Source organism: Pseudomonas sp. MRSN 12121, assembly GCF_000931465.1.
In the GTDB taxonomy this organism is placed as follows: Bacteria; Pseudomonadota; Gammaproteobacteria; order Pseudomonadales; family Pseudomonadaceae; genus Aquipseudomonas.
This window is the reverse complement of the sequence record NZ_CP010892.1, coordinates 1092776-1106423: the sequence shown is the minus strand read 5'-3', so window position 1 is coordinate 1106423 and position 13648 is coordinate 1092776. Positions and strand designations below refer to the sequence as shown.

Below are 13648 nucleotides of genomic sequence, written 5' to 3'. Positions count from 1 at the left end.
GTCAGAAGTTCACGCCGAAGCTCAATGCGAGGAAATCGCGGTCTTTGAGGGTGTTGTAGTCGCCACCGAAAAAGTCGGTGTAGCTGAGGCTGGCGGTGTAGGTGTTGCGGTAGTCGGCATCGACCCCGAGGCTCACCGCCTTGGCGCCTTCGTTGAACAGGCCGTTGGGCCCGTAGCCGTTGACGTCGTGGGACCAGGACAGGTTGGGCTTGATGTTCACCCCGCCGATCAGGTTGTTGTAGTCGAGGATCGCCCGGGCGCGGTAACCCCAGGAGGTGGCCGTGACGAACCCATCGGTATCGCCGCCGAAGCCGTACTGGCCGTAGACCGAGTCGCGGCCGTAGCGCAGCTGGCTTTTCGACTCCAGGCCGCCGACATGCACGATCGCCGCCTCGCCCACCAGGGTCAGGCGGTCGGCGCCCAGCACCTGGTCGAAGAACTGGGTCAGGGTGCTCTGCAACTGGGTGATTTCCTTGCGCCGGTAACCGGTGTTGTCGGCGCCCGGAGACGTCCGTACCGGCGACGCCAGGCCACCGGCGATCGGGTTGACCAGCGCCAGGGTCAGGTCGTTGGTGTTGATCTGCACCGGGGCGTTGGGCCGATAGCTGATCTCGCCGGTCCAGGCGGTGCCGGTGGGCAGCGTGGTGGAGAAGCTGGCGCCGTACAGGCGGATGTCTTCCGGGTATTCGAGGTAGTACTGGCCGCGCCCGAGCATCACGCTCTGGGCCAGGGCCGCACCGGTGCCCGGGGCGATCCTGTTGGCGGTGCTGACGATCCCCGGAATGCTCGCCAGGGTGCTGCTCCCGGCGGTGATGGTGCCGACCGTCGGGGTGCGGGCGTGGTAGTTCATGAAGTACAGGCCGTACTCGGTGTCGTCGCCCATCCAGCGCAAGGCCGTGCCCCACTGCCCGGAGTCGCGGGCGTCGCGATCGCCGGCGCGGCCGATGACCACGCCTTCGGGCGCCACGGTGAAACCCTGGCCGAACGCCGCGGCAATCGGTTGCAGCGGCCGGATCGCCGGGCTGCCGACGGTGTAGCCGCTGGTGCAGCCGTCCGCCACCACGTCGTTGCCGAAGAAGGTGCCGCAGTTGTCGACCACGGTCTGGTCCCATTCCAGCTGGTAGAACCCTTCCACGGTCAGGCGGTCGGTCAGGCCCTGGGAGGCGAACAGCATGTTCACCGGGATCAGGCCTTCCTTGATCTCGGCGCCAGGGCGGCGAAACGCCGAGACGTCGATCGGGTTGATGCTGTTGATCGAGTTGCCGATGAAGGTGCTCTCGCCCCAGCTGACCACCTGCTTGCCGGCGCGTACGGTGCCCGGCAGGTCGGCGATGGAATAGTTGTGATAGATGAAAGCGTCGAGGATCTGCCCGCCGGAAGACTTGGCGCCCTCCTTGCGATTGTGGTCGCTGATGGGCTTGAACTCGCGGTCTTCATCCTTGAGTTCGAAGTCGTACCAGTACTTGCCCCGGACGAAGACGCCGGTGTCGCCGTATTTCAACTCCAGGTCGTGGAGGCCCTTGAAGATCTTCGAGAAGGTCTCGCCTTTCTTGAAGTTCAGGCGCCCATCGTCACCGGTGGACGACTGGCCGCGGCCGCCGTTGACCACCCCCACCAGGTCCTTGTCGGCGTCGCGCATGCCCCAGCTGGCGCCGATGGACAGCGAAGAATCGAACTGCCCCTCGATTTCCCCGATGTTGAATGACACGGCCTGCGCCTGGGCGCAGCAGCCCAAGGCCACCGCGACGGCCAGGGCCTGCGGTTTGAAGATGGCGCGCATTGTTGTTTTTGTCATGCGTCTTCCCCGGTGAATGACAGGAGGCTTCACCCTACTGCCCGCGCACGGGAGCGATAAGCGCACCAAGGAGGTATTCGTGTTGTCGCCCGAAAGGATGAATGTCCTTGCCGGACGGGCCTTTGCGCGAGGCATCGACGGCCTGGATGAACGGGTATCAGGTGGATCAATGGCACCGTTGCGGAGCGCCCGCGGGGGCTGTGCACCACTGTTGCCCAGGCTGTAACAGTCCTTGTCCCGAATCGCTATTTTTCATTGCCCGGCCAGCCCTTATTCTGACCTCGCTCTCACGGCAAGCCGCCATGCAGGGTCGTCCAGAGGTGTGACCGCGCCACCTCGGGGCCAAAGGATTCAGAAGGTTTGAAGCAACGATATTCAGATCTTCACCGGGTGTTCACTGACGTTGATTTGTTGCTCCTTGATCTAACGTCTTACTTCGGCCGCTGCCTTGCAGCGGCCTTTTTTATGCCCGGCTTTCCGGTAGGAGGTGAGGGGACTTCAGGCGTTGGGGTCGTCGGGTTCGCAGTGGAAGCGATGCAACAGGCGATGGGCGACCGGCGCGAGGATCAGGCCGAAGGCCGCGACGAACACCAGGTTGGTGTACAGGCCGTAGCTGGCGAAGAACAACTTGCCCCCCGCCGTCGCCGGCATCGCCGCGGGGCCGATGCCGCCGAGCATCATCGCGGCGTTGAACAGCGCGTCGTAGCCATTGACGCCCGGCTCGAAATACAGATGCCCGGCGATCCCCAGCAGCAGCGAGAACCCGATCAGCGCCAGGGTCGCCAGCACATGCAGGAACAGGCGCCGCAGGAATTGCAGGCGCGACAACAGCGGCTGGGTCTTGGATTCGTACATGGGCTGCGCTTCCTTATGCGGTCGGCGTTCGGCAAGAACGGTGTGCACCGAGGATAGTGACCAACGCATAAGGAGTACAACCGCGAGGACCGCGGTTGCACGGGTGGCGCGAGCCGCTGGCGGGCGGCTTCAGATCGCGTATTTCTGTAGGTTCTGCATCATTTCCTTGAGGGCCTCGATGTTGTCCTTGGGATGCGCCGCGCCCTCGAAGTCGCAGATCTGCTGCCAGTGCGCGGCGACGTCTTCCGGCGAGAACCCCTGGCGCGGGTCGAAGCCCAGCCCCAGGCTGCGCTCCCAGCGCACCTTGCCCATCCAGCCGCCGCCGACCTCGAACAGGCCGGAGGTTTCCTGGCAGTTTTCGCTGCCCAGGTACACCACCAGCGGGCTGACCAGTTCGGGCTTGAGCTGCTCGAATACCTGCGGCGGGATCAGCCCCTCGGTCATCCGCGTGCCGCCGGTGGGCGCGATGGCGTTGACCAGGATGTTGTTCTTACGGCCTTCCAGGGCCAGGGTCCGGGTCAGGCCGTAGAGGCCGAGCTTGGCCATGCCGTAGTTGGACTGGCCGAAGTTACCGTAGATGCCGGAAGTGGACGCCGTGAAGATCACCCGGCCATACCCCTGCTCGCGCATATGCGGCCAGGCGGCGCGGGTGACCTTGTAGGCGCCTTCGACATGGACGCGGTACACCAGGTCCCAATCGGCGTCTTCCATCTTGTGGAAGGTCTTGTCGCGCAGGATGCCGGCGTTGTTCACCACCACATCCACCCGGCCGAAGGCGTCCAGGGCGTTCTGCACGATCTTGTCGCCATCGGTCACCGAATCGTGGTTGGCCTCGGCAATGCCACCGGCCTCGCGGATCTGCGCCACCACCCGGTCGGCCGCCGAGGCGCTGGCGCCCTCGCCCTGGGTCGAACCGCCCAGGTCGTTGACCAGCACCTTCGCCCCGTGCCTGGCGAACAGCAACGCGTGAGCCTGCCCCAGACCACCGCCGGCACCGGTGACGATCACGACTTTATTCTCGAAGCGTACAGACTCACTCATACCGAACTCCCACAGGCAGATGGACAATAGGCTGGAGTGTCGGGCACGCGGCCGGGGCTCACAATCAATACGGCTGGGGCTGAATGGTGCCCGATAAGGCAGGGTGATGATCGAGGGCGCGCGGCCGGCCTGGCCAACTTCCGCGAGGGCCGGAGGATGTCAGGCGCGGCTCAGGACCAGGCCAGCTTGCGCGGCGGCAACGCCAGGTTTTCCCGGAAGGCCAGGTAATGCTGGAGCACCTGGACCGGCGCTTCGGTCTGCGGGTAATGGCCGATGCCGGCCAGCAGCACCGTGTCCGGGTCGGGGATCAGTTCGCGGTAACGCTGGACCATGTGCTCCCCGGAAATCGGATCCACCGCGCCGACGATCGCCCGCAACGGCACTTCGCCCCGCTGCATGGCCGTCACCCAGCGATCGCGCTGGACCCGGCGCTCGGGGATATAGGCGATCAGCTTGTGCAGGATCCGCGTACCGCCATTGGCCTCCACCAGGCTCCAGAAATCATCCAGCACGCTTTCGCTGGGCCGGGTCTGCGCGCCGAAGATCTGGCTGAAGCTCTTGGCCAGGCCTTCGCGGCTGAACGCCCGGCCGAGCATCCAGCCCAGCGGGCTGAGCAGCAGCTTCTGGGTCAGTACCGGGCGATGGGTTTCCGGGAACAGGCCGCCATTGAGAAAGACACAGCTGGCGATCTCGCGGTGCGCCTCGCAGTGCCGGGCAAGCAGTTCCTGGGCGACGCTGTCGCCGTAGTCATGGGCCAGCAGATGCACGGGCGCCTCGACCTTGAGGTGCTCGAGCAGGGCCTGCTGCAAGTCCGCCTGCTCCAGCAGGCTGTACTCATGGTCCCGCGGCTTGGCCGAGTCGCCGAAGCCCAGCATGTCGCAGGCAATCACGCGGTAGCGCTGGGCCAGGGGCTGCCACAGGTAGTGCCAGTCCCAGGCCGCGGTGGGAAAACCATGGATCAGCAGCAGCGGCTCGCCCTGCCCCGCCGTCCAGTAGCGAATGGCCTGGCCGCGAAACTCGAAACGGTGTCCGCGCTTGCGCCATACGCACAGAGGAATCTCGGTGATAGGCATCAGAGTCTGTAACCCGCGTCTTGTTTATCGAGTTTGCGCAGCAGCGCCGGCCAGGCCAGCGCGCCGCCCATGCCCTGGGCGCTCTTGGTGACGCCGGCGATCATCGCCTTGGCCCCGGCGAGGATCTGCGGCTCGATGCTGATCAGCGGCGCCGCGCCGTTCTGCGCCAGCACCTGGATTTCGCAGGCGCGCTGGAAGGTGAACATCATCAGGAAGGTATCGGCAATGGTGCCGCCACAGGTCAGCAGGCCGTGGTTGTGCAGCATCAGGAAATTACCCTCGCCCAGGTCGGCCTGCAGCCGGGCCTTCTCCTCATGGTTCAGGGCCACGCCTTCATAGGCGTGATACCCCAGGCTCGACAACACGAACAGCGACTGCTGGCTGATGGGCAACACCCCCTGCTGCTGCGCGGACACCGCGACCCCGGCCGCGGTATGGGTGTGCAGCACGCAGGCCACATCGTGCCGTACCTCATGTACGGCGCTGTGAATGGTGTAGCCGGCCGGGTTGATGTCGTAGGGGCTGTCCATCAGCTTGTTGCCGGCCAGGTCGACCTTCACCAGGCTCGAGGCGGTGATCTCGTGGAACATCAGGCCGAACGGGTTGATCAGGAAATCTTCGGTGCCCGGGACCTTGGCGGAGATGTGGGTGAAAATCAGGTCGTCCCAGCCATGCATCGCCACCAGGCGGTAGCAGGCGGCCAGGTCGACGCGGGTCTGCCATTCGGCGGCGCTGACCTGATCTTTCACACTCGATGTCGACTGAACGGAGGATAGACTCACGGCAATGACCTCAGTGACGGCAGATTTTTATTATTTTTTTAGGCGTGGGAACCCAGTCTAGTCAGCCGTCCGGGTTCAGGTAGTTGCCTTGGCAGCCAGCTTACTGACCGAGCGGGTCAGTGCTCATTTTAGTTCCGATCGGCACAGGTCAACCGTCAAAGCACCGACGCCAACAAAGGCGCGGCAAACAGGTTCAGCAAGCCGGTAAGGACCATCACCAGCCCCGCCACCGAGCCTTCTTCGCCACCGACTTCATGGGCACGGCTGACGCCCGCGCCATGGGCCCCGACCCCGAACAGCGCGCCCCGGGCCAGGGCACTGCGCAGCGGCAGCCACTTGAGCAGGATGCCGCCGAGCATGGCGCCGAACACCCCGGTGAACATCACGAACACCGCCGTCAGTTCGGGCACGCCGCCCAGGTCGTGGGCCAGCGGCATGGCGAACGGCGTGGTGATCGAGCGCGGCACCAGGGACATCGTCACCGCGCTGTCCAGGGCCAGTACCCGGGCCAGCCCGAAGGAGCTGGCGATCGACGCCGCGCTGCCCGCCAGCATCCCCAGCAGCAAGGCCGACCAATGCCGCGCCAACAGCTGCCGCTGCTGCCAGATCGGCACCGCGAACGCCACGGTGACCGGCCCCAGCACCAGCATCAGCCAATGGGTATTGGCGGAGTACTCGGCATAGGCGGTATGCAGCGGCACGGCGACCGCCAGCAACAGGGCCGGCACCAGGATCAGCGGCGACAGCAGGTAGCGGCCGGTGCGCCGGTAGATCCAGCGGCTGAACAGGTAGGCGACGAGGGTCAGCAGCAGCCAGAACATCGGCATGGGTTCAAGCGTCATGGCGGGTTCTCCAGCGACACACCCACTCCACGGTGAACGCGGTGACCAGCATCACCATCAGTGTGCTGACGCCAATCACCAGCAGGATCCGCCAGCCGTCCTGGCGCAGCAGGCCGCCATAGTCCAGCAGGCTCATCAGCGCCGGAATGAAGAACAGCAGCATCTCGGCCATGAGCAGGCCCGCACCCGTCTGCAGCGTCGCGGGCTTGACCCAGCCCAGGGCGAACGCCAGCAACAGCAGGGCCAGGCCCAGCACGCCACCGGGAATCGGCCAGGCCAGCCACACCGCCAACTGGCAGCCGAACAGATAAATAGCCAGCAACACCGCCAGTTCGGATAACAGGCGGCCCAGGCGTTTGAAAATGGAAGCATTCATGGCATTCGGTCCTCGCAGGGCTGCATTTTAAGCAAGCGCCTGCCATCACCGAAGCGAATTGTTAGACTGGAAGCCATTCCAGAATGGAATTGAAAGCAGAGGGCGACAACATGGACTTCAAACAGCTGCGCAGCTTCGTCGAAGTGATTCACCAGGGCGGCTTCACCCAGGCCGCCAAGACCCTGCACATCAGCCAGTCGGCGGTGAGCAAGCAGGTCGCCCAGCTGGAACAGAGCCTCGGTACGCCGCTGCTGGATCGCCAGGGCTCGCATATCCACCTCACCGCCGCCGGCGGCGTGGTGCTGCAACGCGCCGAAGGCATGCTGCGCCTGCGCAACGAATTGCTCAGCGAACTGGACGACTTGAGCCAACTGGCCCGCGGCGAATTGCGCTTGGGCTTGCCGCTGCTGGGCAGCGATACGCTGTTCGCCAGCCTGTTCGCCGAATACCGCCGCCGCTACCCGAACATCAGCGTGCAGCTGCTCGAAGGCGGCAGCCTGAATATCGAACAGGCGGTACTCAACGGCGAACTGGAGATCGGCGGCAGCCTGACGCCCAAGGACCCGGCCTTCGCCTACCAGCCCTTCTGCGACGAACCACTGGACGCCTTGCTACCGGCCGGCCACCCGCTGGCCAGCAAGACCCGGGTGCGCCTGGAAGAACTGGCGGACACGCCGTTCCTGCTCTATCAACGCAGTTTTGTGCTCAACGACCGCTTGTTGCAGGCCTGTCAGCAGGCCGGGTTCACCCCCAAGGAAGGCGGGCGCAGCGGCCAGGCGGACTTTCTCGCGGCCCTGGTGGCCGCCGGGCAAGGCGTGGTGCTGTTGCCCAGCGTGGTCGCGCGCGGCCTGGTGCGGCCCGGCGTGGTGCGCCTGGCGCTGCAGGCCCCCGACTACCTGCGCTGGGACATCGCGTTCATCTGGCGCCAGGGCGCCTATCTGTCCAAGGCCGCGCAAGCCTGGCTCGCGCTGTTGCGCGAACGCCCGGTCAGCCGCGCAGGGCGCTGATCAACTCGGCCAGCCAGGGCTCGGCGTCGGTTTCCGGGGTCACGCTTTCGCTGGCATCCAGGCGCAGCATTTCTTGCACTTCGCGCACCCCGAGCTCGGCGAACAGCTCGCGCATCTGCTCGCCACCGCCGCAGAACGTATCGCCATAACTCGAATCGCCCAGGCCGATCACCGCACCGGGAAGGCCGCGCCAGGCGGCCGGCAGTTGATCGCGGATGGCCGAGAACAGCGGCTGCAGGTTGTCCGGCAGCTCGCCCATGCCGGTGGTCGAGGTCACGGCCAGGAAGGCCTCGGGGCCGAACGCCTGGATATCCGCCAGGGTGGCGCGGGGGTTATGCCAGGCCTCGAAACCTGCGGCATTGAGGAGCTTGGCGGCGTGCCGGGCGACTTCTTCGGCCGTGCCGTACACCGAGCCGGAAAGGATGGCGACTTTCATCAATCTGGTCCTGAAGCTGAGTAAAAGAGTGGGATATTAGCAGCTACGCGAAAAAATCCAGCCTTGTCCCATGATTTCCCGATAATGGCCAGTGGACAGCCCCGCGCCATGTCTTAGAATTGCCGCCACCTGCCGAGCGATTGCGGAATACCTTCCTGATGATCAACGCCCACCTGCTGCAACTGGTGATCAACGCCTCCAACGACGGGATCGTCGTCGCCGAACAGGAAGGCGAAGACAACATCATCATTTACGTCAACCCGGCGTTCGAGCGGCTCACCGGCTACAGCGCCGACGAGGTGCTGTATCAGGACTGCCGCTTTCTCCAGTCGGGCGACCGCGACCAGCCGGGTATCCCGCTGATTCGCCAGGCCCTGGACAGCGGCCAGCCGTGCCGCCAGGTGCTGCGCAACTACCGCAAGGACGGCAGCCATTTCTGGAACGAGCTGTCGATCACCCCGGTGTTCAACGAAAGCGACCAGTTGACCTATTTCGTCGGCGTGCAGAAGGATGTGACGGTCCAGGTCAAGGCCCAGCAGCGGCTGGCCCAAGTGGAAAAGGAGCTGGCGGAAACCCGCGCCCAGCTGGCTGTTTTCCAGGCGACGAGCGGCTCTAACAAGATTCGGAATTAATTGTCAGTACGCTTAATCACCAATGATTTTGTAACCCTTTCTTTCGAGCAACATCATGCGCCGTGACGCTCTCCTCACCCAGGACGAACTGGACTTCATCCAGACCATGCAGCACAACCCGCAACTCAACATGCGGGATGCGACCTCGAGCCTGCTGGTCAATGGAGGCTCGCAGATCCGCGATCTGCTCACCCGCCTGGCAGCCAACGAGCAGGTGACCATCCAGGCGCACTTTGAAAACCAGCAGATCACCTTCCCCCTGCACCTGGTCGAAGACGAGTTCCACGCCCTGCATCTGCGCCTGGGCGTGCCGAGCATTTTCGAGGATGGACCGCGGATCCGCCCCTGGCGCCTGACCCTGGACGAGCCCGTGGCCCTGGAAAACACCAAGGGGCAACCGACCCAGTTGTGGGTCCATGAAGTGTCGTTCAACGGTGTGTTGCTGGAGATTCGCAACCGGACCAAGCCACCCAAGCAGTTCGCCCAGTGGTTCAGCCCCTCGGGCTACGAGCGCATCGCCCTGCGTGGCCGTCTCGAACGCCAGACCGATGCCGGCTTCTATGCCTATCGGCTGAACCAGAGCGACAAGGATGAAACCGAGCGCCTGCGCCAGTTCATCCTGCAGCAGCATCGCCTGGCACACCCCAGCCTGCACGTCTGAGGCTTGGCTTTCAGGTATCGAGCGTACCGCTGAGAAACTGCCGCAGGCGCTGCATCATCAAACGCCCGTCGCTGCCCAGGCAGCCCACCGGCGATTCATTCAGGCTGTCCTGGGCCAGGTCCGCCACGTCCCCCGCCAGCAACAACGGACAAGCCAGGGTCAGCGCCAGGCGGTTCAACCGTCGTGGCAGTTCTGCGGCCGGCGCGTGATTGGAAAACAGCACCAGCGCCCGGGGCCTGATCTTTTCGCAGACCAGGGTCAGCTCGTCGAAGGGCTGCCCCAGCGCCAGCACCCGGACCTCCACTTCCGCGCCGCCCAGCATCAGTGCCGCCACCAGCAATTCCAGCTCGCGGCACTGCTCGGCCAGCGCCGCCACCAGCACCGGGCGCGCTCCATGGCCGCGCTGCAACAGCAGGCGCTGCGAGGCCCGCGAACACAGGAAGCGATCGAGGAACAGCCATTCGCTGGTATGGCCGTAAGGCTCTTGATGCTGCGCCAGTTGCCGCCAGAACGGCAGGAGAATGTCCTGGAACACCACCGGCAGCGAATAGCTGGAGAAAATCTGCCCGTACAGCCGCTCCAACTGCGGCTCGTCGAACTCGCCAACCGCCCGCTTGAGGCGCCCCAGCCATTGCAGGTAATCGCCCGGCTCGCTGCTGCCGGACGGCGCCAGGGGCAGCTCGCGGGCGGCCCGGGTCTTGGTCAGAATCTTGCCGACCTTGCTGACGGCGACGCCGCGGTCGATCCAGCCGAGGATCTCGCGGACTGTCTCAACATCGTGCATCGAATACAGGCGATGCCCACTTTCGGTGCGTGTCGGCTGGATCAACCCGTAGCGACGCTCCCAGGCCCGCAGCGTCACCGGGTTGATTCCCGTAAGCCGTGAAACTTCCCGAATGGGAAACAGATCGTCCTGAGAAGGCTGGTCGAGGGGCTGAGCCGGGCGGGCAAGTTCAGTAATGACGGGCATCTGGGCGGCAAACACCGATGGGCAAAGTGACGGCCATTCTACTCCCCATCGGTGACACTTCTTCAACACAGGGCCAATCGACGGCTGTCGCTGGTGTATTTGTCACAATCGGGAATAATCCTTGCTTGCTTCCAAGGCGCTGCCCGACACCCCGGTGCCGCGTCCGGCGTTCGGCCTTACCCAGGCCACGCATTGGCTTTACGGAGATACATAATGTCTACCTCACCCGTCACCCTGATGGTGGCCCGGCGCGTCGCCGCTGGCCGTTACCAGGACCTGATCGCCTGGCTGCGCGAAGGCGAACAACTGGCTACCGACTTTCCCGGTTATCTGGGCTCCGGCGTGCTCGCCCCGCCGCCCGATGACGACGAATTCCAGATCATCTTCCGCTTCGCCGACGAGCAGACCCTGCACGCCTGGGAGCACTCCGCCTCGCGCACGGCCTGGCTGGCCCGCGGCAGCGACCTGTTCGCCCATCCCCACGAACACCGGGTCCGCGGTATCGACGGCTGGTTCGGCGCCGTGGGGCAACGCCCGCCGCGCTGGAAGCAGGCGGTGGCCATCTGGCTGGCGTTTTTCCCGGTGTCGCTGATCTTCAACTTCGTCCTCAACCCGCTGCTGGGCGAACTGAGCCTGGCGCCGCGGGTGCTCGTCAGCACCCTGGCCCTGACGCCGCTGATGGTCTACTGGTTCATTCCGCTCTCCACCCATCTGCTGTCCGGGTGGCTCAACGGCACCCCGTCCCGCCCGCTGCCGGCGGCGCAAAACCACGTGTAGGCGCCAGGCTTGCCGGCGATGAACGGTTACCCGGTCTGACAGCCAGACCGCGGTGCCGTCCCTCGGCGCAATCGAGCATCGACCGGCCGCGCCTATAGCCCCTTGGGCGAAGCCGGCAGCGCGCTGTTATAGTTTGGCTCTACCCGCGACGCGAGCCATTCATGACTACTTCCACCGCCCCGATCCTGATCACCGGCGCCGGCCAGCGCGTCGGCCTGCATTGCGCGTTGCGGCTGCTGGAAGACGGCCATCGGGTGATTGTCAGCTACCGCAGCGAACGCCCCGGCGTCGCCACCCTGCGCGAGCGTGGCGCGCTGGCGCTGTTCGCCGACTTCTCCAGCGAGGCCGGGATCCTGGCCTTCATCGACGAGCTGCACAGCCACACCGACAGCCTGCGGGCGATCGTGCACAACGCCTCGCAATGGCTGGAAGAAACGCCCGGCCAGGAAAGCGCGGCCTTCGCCGACATGTTCAGCGTGCACATGCTCGCGCCCTACCTGATCAACCTGCATTGCGCCGACCTGCTGCACCGCTCCAGCCCCGCCGACATCGTGCACATCGGCGACGATGTCACGCGCCGCGGCAGCAGCAAGCACATCGCCTATTGCGCCACCAAGGCCGGCCTCGACAGCCTGACCCTGTCCTTCGCGGCCAAGTACGCGCCGCGGATCAAGGTCAACGGCATCGCCCCGGCCCTGCTGATGTTCAACCCCGACGACGACGCGGCCTACCGCGCCAAGGCCCTGGCCAAGTCCGCCCTGGGCATCGAGCCCGGCAGCGAAGTGATCTACCAGAGCCTGCGTTACCTGCTCGACAATCCCTATGTCACCGGCACCACCCTGACCGTCAACGGCGGGCGGCACGTCAAGTAAGCCCTGCGCGAGGACGCTGCATGAACCTTTCCCTGCCCCAGCATTACCGCGAGATCCTCAAGGGTCTCGGTGAAGACCCCGAGCGCGAAGGACTGCTCGATACCCCGCAACGCGCGGCCAAGGCCATGCAGTACCTGTGTCATGGCTACGGCCAGACCGTGGAGGACGTGGTCAACGGCGCGCTGTTCGCCTCGGACAACGACGAAATGGTCATAGTCGCCGACATCGAGCTGTATTCGCTGTGCGAACATCACCTGCTGCCCTTCATCGGCAAGGCCCATGTGGCTTATATTCCCACCGGCAAGGTGCTGGGCCTGTCGAAGATCGCGCGGATCGTCGACATGTTCGCCCGCCGCCTGCAGATCCAGGAGAACCTCACGCGGGAAATCGCCGACGCGGTGCAACAGGTGACCCGGGCCGCGGGGGTCGCGGTGGTCATCGAAGCCCGGCACATGTGCATGATGATGCGCGGTGTCGAGAAGCAGAACTCGACCATGCACACCTCGGTGATGCTCGGCGCCTTTCGCGACTCGAGCACCACCCGCCAGGAATTCCTGCAATTGATCGGACGGAGCAAGTAGCAATGCCACAACTTCAGCCAGGAATGGCTCGCATCCGGGTCAAGGACCTGTGCCTGCGGACCTTCATCGGAATCAACGAGGAGGAGATCCTCAACAAGCAGGATGTGCTGATCAACCTGACCATCCTGTATGCCGCGCAGGAAGCCGTGCGCGACAACGACATCGACCATGCGCTGAACTACCGCACCATCACCAAGGCGATCATCGCCCACGTGGAGGGCAACCGCTTTGCCCTGCTCGAGCGCCTGACCCAGGAAATCCTCGACCTGGTCATGGCCAACGCCTCGGTGCTGTACGCCGAGGTCGAAGTCGACAAACCCCACGCCCTGCGTTTCGCCGAGTCGGTGTCGATCACCCTCGCGGCCAGCCGCTGATATCATCCGCGCCACATTTGATCGCACAGAGCCGAACATGACCGAGCAACAACGCCTGGAACTCGAAGCCGCCGCCTTTCGCCGCCTGGTCGCGCACCTGGACAGCCGCAAGGACGTGCAGAACATCGACCTGATGAACCTCGCCGGCTTCTGCCGCAACTGCCTGTCCAAGTGGTACAAGGCCGAGGCCGACGAACGCAGCATCGACGTCAGCCTCGATGAGGCCCGTGAAGTGGTGTACGGCATGCCCTACGCCGAGTGGAAGAATCTCTACCAGAAAGAAGCCAGCGCCGAGCAGCAAGCCGCGTTCGCCAAAGGAAAAACCAATAATTAGGCAACTTACACCCGCACCCGCCTATGATTAGGACGCTCCTTGGTTGCAATTGGACGCAGCCCAAACACCGTCTTGCTAATGGGAAAACGAGGCTTGTAGAGCCTTACCGTGCCGCTCTTTGCCGATGATGACAGGTAACTATCGACCCAAAGCGGCACTTCACAATCACTTCCAACGCTAGATCGAATGGTTTGCAACCTTCGTTGACCAGACCAGAACCGTCATAGACTCTTTCTACCG

General features: G+C 64.4%; 17 protein-coding genes. 8 read left to right on the top strand and 9 right to left on the bottom strand.

Going from position 1 to position 13648, the window contains the following annotated elements:
- Nucleotide 1: 1 nt before the first annotated feature.
- The 7 genes from TO66_RS04940 to TO66_RS04910 all read right to left on the bottom strand — a co-directional run bounded on the left by TO66_RS04940 (nucleotide 2) and on the right by TO66_RS04910 (nucleotide 6764).
- The gene (locus TO66_RS04940) at nucleotides 2-1795 is read right to left on the bottom strand and encodes a DUF1302 domain-containing protein (RefSeq protein WP_044461270.1); all 1794 of its coding nucleotides are present in this window, start codon (nucleotides 1793-1795) and stop codon (nucleotides 2-4) included.
- 498 nt (nucleotides 1796-2293) lie between these two features.
- On the bottom strand, nucleotides 2294-2650 hold the full coding sequence (locus tag TO66_RS04935; RefSeq protein WP_044461269.1) for a hypothetical protein: 357 nt from the start codon (nucleotides 2648-2650) through the stop codon (nucleotides 2294-2296).
- A gap of 129 nt (nucleotides 2651-2779) precedes the next feature.
- The gene (locus tag TO66_RS04930) at nucleotides 2780-3691 is read right to left on the bottom strand and encodes an SDR family oxidoreductase (RefSeq protein WP_044461268.1); all 912 of its coding nucleotides are present in this window, start codon (nucleotides 3689-3691) and stop codon (nucleotides 2780-2782) included.
- Between the two features lie 170 nt (nucleotides 3692-3861).
- The gene (locus tag TO66_RS04925) at nucleotides 3862-4764 is read right to left on the bottom strand and encodes an alpha/beta fold hydrolase (RefSeq protein WP_044461267.1); all 903 of its coding nucleotides are present in this window, start codon (nucleotides 4762-4764) and stop codon (nucleotides 3862-3864) included.
- Nucleotides 4764-5546: a class II aldolase/adducin family protein gene (locus tag TO66_RS04920; protein ID WP_044461266.1), complete on the bottom strand. Its 783-nt coding sequence runs from the start codon at nucleotides 5544-5546 to the stop codon at nucleotides 4764-4766. The genes TO66_RS04925 and TO66_RS04920 overlap by 1 nt, the downstream gene beginning before the upstream one ends.
- 155 nt (nucleotides 5547-5701) lie before the next feature.
- The gene (locus TO66_RS04915; RefSeq protein ID WP_044461265.1) at nucleotides 5702-6388 is read right to left on the bottom strand and encodes an LrgB family protein; all 687 of its coding nucleotides are present in this window, start codon (nucleotides 6386-6388) and stop codon (nucleotides 5702-5704) included.
- Nucleotides 6378-6764, bottom strand: coding sequence for a CidA/LrgA family protein (locus tag TO66_RS04910; RefSeq protein ID WP_044461264.1), 387 nt, complete (start codon nucleotides 6762-6764; stop codon nucleotides 6378-6380). Before TO66_RS04910 ends, TO66_RS04915 begins: the two co-directional genes overlap by 11 nt.
- A gap of 110 nt (nucleotides 6765-6874) precedes the next feature.
- Between TO66_RS04910 and TO66_RS04905 the strand changes: the two genes are divergently transcribed.
- Nucleotides 6875-7771, top strand: a complete 897-nt coding sequence (locus TO66_RS04905) for a LysR family transcriptional regulator (RefSeq protein WP_044465951.1) — start codon at nucleotides 6875-6877, stop codon at nucleotides 7769-7771.
- On the opposite strand, the gene TO66_RS04900 is transcribed toward TO66_RS04905, so the two are convergent.
- Entirely contained in the window at nucleotides 7752-8207 is a 456-nt protein-coding gene (locus tag TO66_RS04900) for a flavodoxin (RefSeq protein ID WP_044461263.1), read from the bottom strand. The genes TO66_RS04905 and TO66_RS04900 overlap by 20 nt on opposite strands.
- 158 nt (nucleotides 8208-8365) lie before the next feature.
- Between TO66_RS04900 and TO66_RS04895 the strand changes: the two genes are divergently transcribed.
- Together TO66_RS04895 and TO66_RS04890 are read left to right on the top strand one after the other, a co-directional pair.
- The gene (locus TO66_RS04895) at nucleotides 8366-8839 is read left to right on the top strand and encodes a PAS domain-containing protein (RefSeq protein WP_044461262.1); all 474 of its coding nucleotides are present in this window, start codon (nucleotides 8366-8368) and stop codon (nucleotides 8837-8839) included.
- A 55-nt stretch (nucleotides 8840-8894) separates the two neighbouring features.
- The gene (locus TO66_RS04890; RefSeq protein ID WP_044461261.1) at nucleotides 8895-9500 is read left to right on the top strand and encodes a hypothetical protein; all 606 of its coding nucleotides are present in this window, start codon (nucleotides 8895-8897) and stop codon (nucleotides 9498-9500) included.
- A 10-nt stretch (nucleotides 9501-9510) separates the two neighbouring features.
- On the opposite strand, the gene TO66_RS04885 is transcribed toward TO66_RS04890, so the two are convergent.
- Nucleotides 9511-10470, bottom strand: coding sequence for a MerR family transcriptional regulator (locus tag TO66_RS04885; RefSeq protein WP_044465950.1), 960 nt, complete (start codon nucleotides 10468-10470; stop codon nucleotides 9511-9513).
- A 213-nt stretch (nucleotides 10471-10683) separates the two neighbouring features.
- Between TO66_RS04885 and TO66_RS04880 the strand changes: the two genes are divergently transcribed.
- From TO66_RS04880 to TO66_RS04860, 5 genes are all read left to right on the top strand, one after another.
- The gene (locus tag TO66_RS04880) at nucleotides 10684-11247 is read left to right on the top strand and encodes an antibiotic biosynthesis monooxygenase (RefSeq protein ID WP_044461260.1); all 564 of its coding nucleotides are present in this window, start codon (nucleotides 10684-10686) and stop codon (nucleotides 11245-11247) included.
- A gap of 161 nt (nucleotides 11248-11408) precedes the next feature.
- Nucleotides 11409-12119 (top strand): dihydromonapterin reductase, encoded by a 711-nt coding sequence (gene folM / locus TO66_RS04875; RefSeq protein ID WP_044461259.1) that lies wholly within the window; start codon nucleotides 11409-11411, stop codon nucleotides 12117-12119.
- Nucleotides 12120-12139: 20 nt separating this feature from the next.
- Entirely contained in the window at nucleotides 12140-12700 is a 561-nt protein-coding gene (gene folE, locus TO66_RS04870) for a GTP cyclohydrolase I FolE (protein ID WP_044461258.1), read from the top strand.
- A gap of 2 nt (nucleotides 12701-12702) precedes the next feature.
- Nucleotides 12703-13074 (top strand): dihydroneopterin triphosphate 2'-epimerase, encoded by a 372-nt coding sequence (folX, locus tag TO66_RS04865; protein ID WP_044461257.1) that lies wholly within the window; start codon nucleotides 12703-12705, stop codon nucleotides 13072-13074.
- A gap of 37 nt (nucleotides 13075-13111) precedes the next feature.
- A complete protein-coding gene (locus TO66_RS04860) occupies nucleotides 13112-13408 on the top strand; it encodes a DUF1244 domain-containing protein (protein WP_044461256.1) in 297 nt (98 codons plus the stop codon).
- Nucleotides 13409-13648 lie beyond the last annotated feature (240 nt).

Coding starts and splice junctions, on each gene's coding strand:
- TO66_RS04940 (WP_044461270.1), bottom strand. CDS start 1,795: ATGACAAAAACAACAATGCGCGCCATCTTCAAACCGCAGGCCCTGGCC.
- TO66_RS04935 (WP_044461269.1), bottom strand. CDS start 2,650: ATGTACGAATCCAAGACCCAGCCGCTGTTGTCGCGCCTGCAATTCCTG.
- TO66_RS04930 (WP_044461268.1), bottom strand. CDS start 3,691: ATGAGTGAGTCTGTACGCTTCGAGAATAAAGTCGTGATCGTCACCGGT.
- TO66_RS04925 (WP_044461267.1), bottom strand. CDS start 4,764: ATGCCTATCACCGAGATTCCTCTGTGCGTATGGCGCAAGCGCGGACAC.
- TO66_RS04915 (WP_044461265.1), bottom strand. CDS start 6,388: ATGACGCTTGAACCCATGCCGATGTTCTGGCTGCTGCTGACCCTCGTC.
- TO66_RS04910 (WP_044461264.1), bottom strand. CDS start 6,764: ATGAATGCTTCCATTTTCAAACGCCTGGGCCGCCTGTTATCCGAACTG.
- TO66_RS04905 (WP_044465951.1), top strand. CDS start 6,875: ATGGACTTCAAACAGCTGCGCAGCTTCGTCGAAGTGATTCACCAGGGC.
- TO66_RS04900 (WP_044461263.1), bottom strand. CDS start 8,207: ATGAAAGTCGCCATCCTTTCCGGCTCGGTGTACGGCACGGCCGAAGAA.
- TO66_RS04895 (WP_044461262.1), top strand. CDS start 8,366: ATGATCAACGCCCACCTGCTGCAACTGGTGATCAACGCCTCCAACGAC.
- TO66_RS04890 (WP_044461261.1), top strand. CDS start 8,895: ATGCGCCGTGACGCTCTCCTCACCCAGGACGAACTGGACTTCATCCAG.
- TO66_RS04885 (WP_044465950.1), bottom strand. CDS start 10,470: ATGCCCGTCATTACTGAACTTGCCCGCCCGGCTCAGCCCCTCGACCAG.
- TO66_RS04880 (WP_044461260.1), top strand. CDS start 10,684: ATGTCTACCTCACCCGTCACCCTGATGGTGGCCCGGCGCGTCGCCGCT.
- folM (WP_044461259.1), top strand. CDS start 11,409: ATGACTACTTCCACCGCCCCGATCCTGATCACCGGCGCCGGCCAGCGC.
- folE (WP_044461258.1), top strand. CDS start 12,140: ATGAACCTTTCCCTGCCCCAGCATTACCGCGAGATCCTCAAGGGTCTC.
- folX (WP_044461257.1), top strand. CDS start 12,703: ATGCCACAACTTCAGCCAGGAATGGCTCGCATCCGGGTCAAGGACCTG.
- TO66_RS04860 (WP_044461256.1), top strand. CDS start 13,112: ATGACCGAGCAACAACGCCTGGAACTCGAAGCCGCCGCCTTTCGCCGC.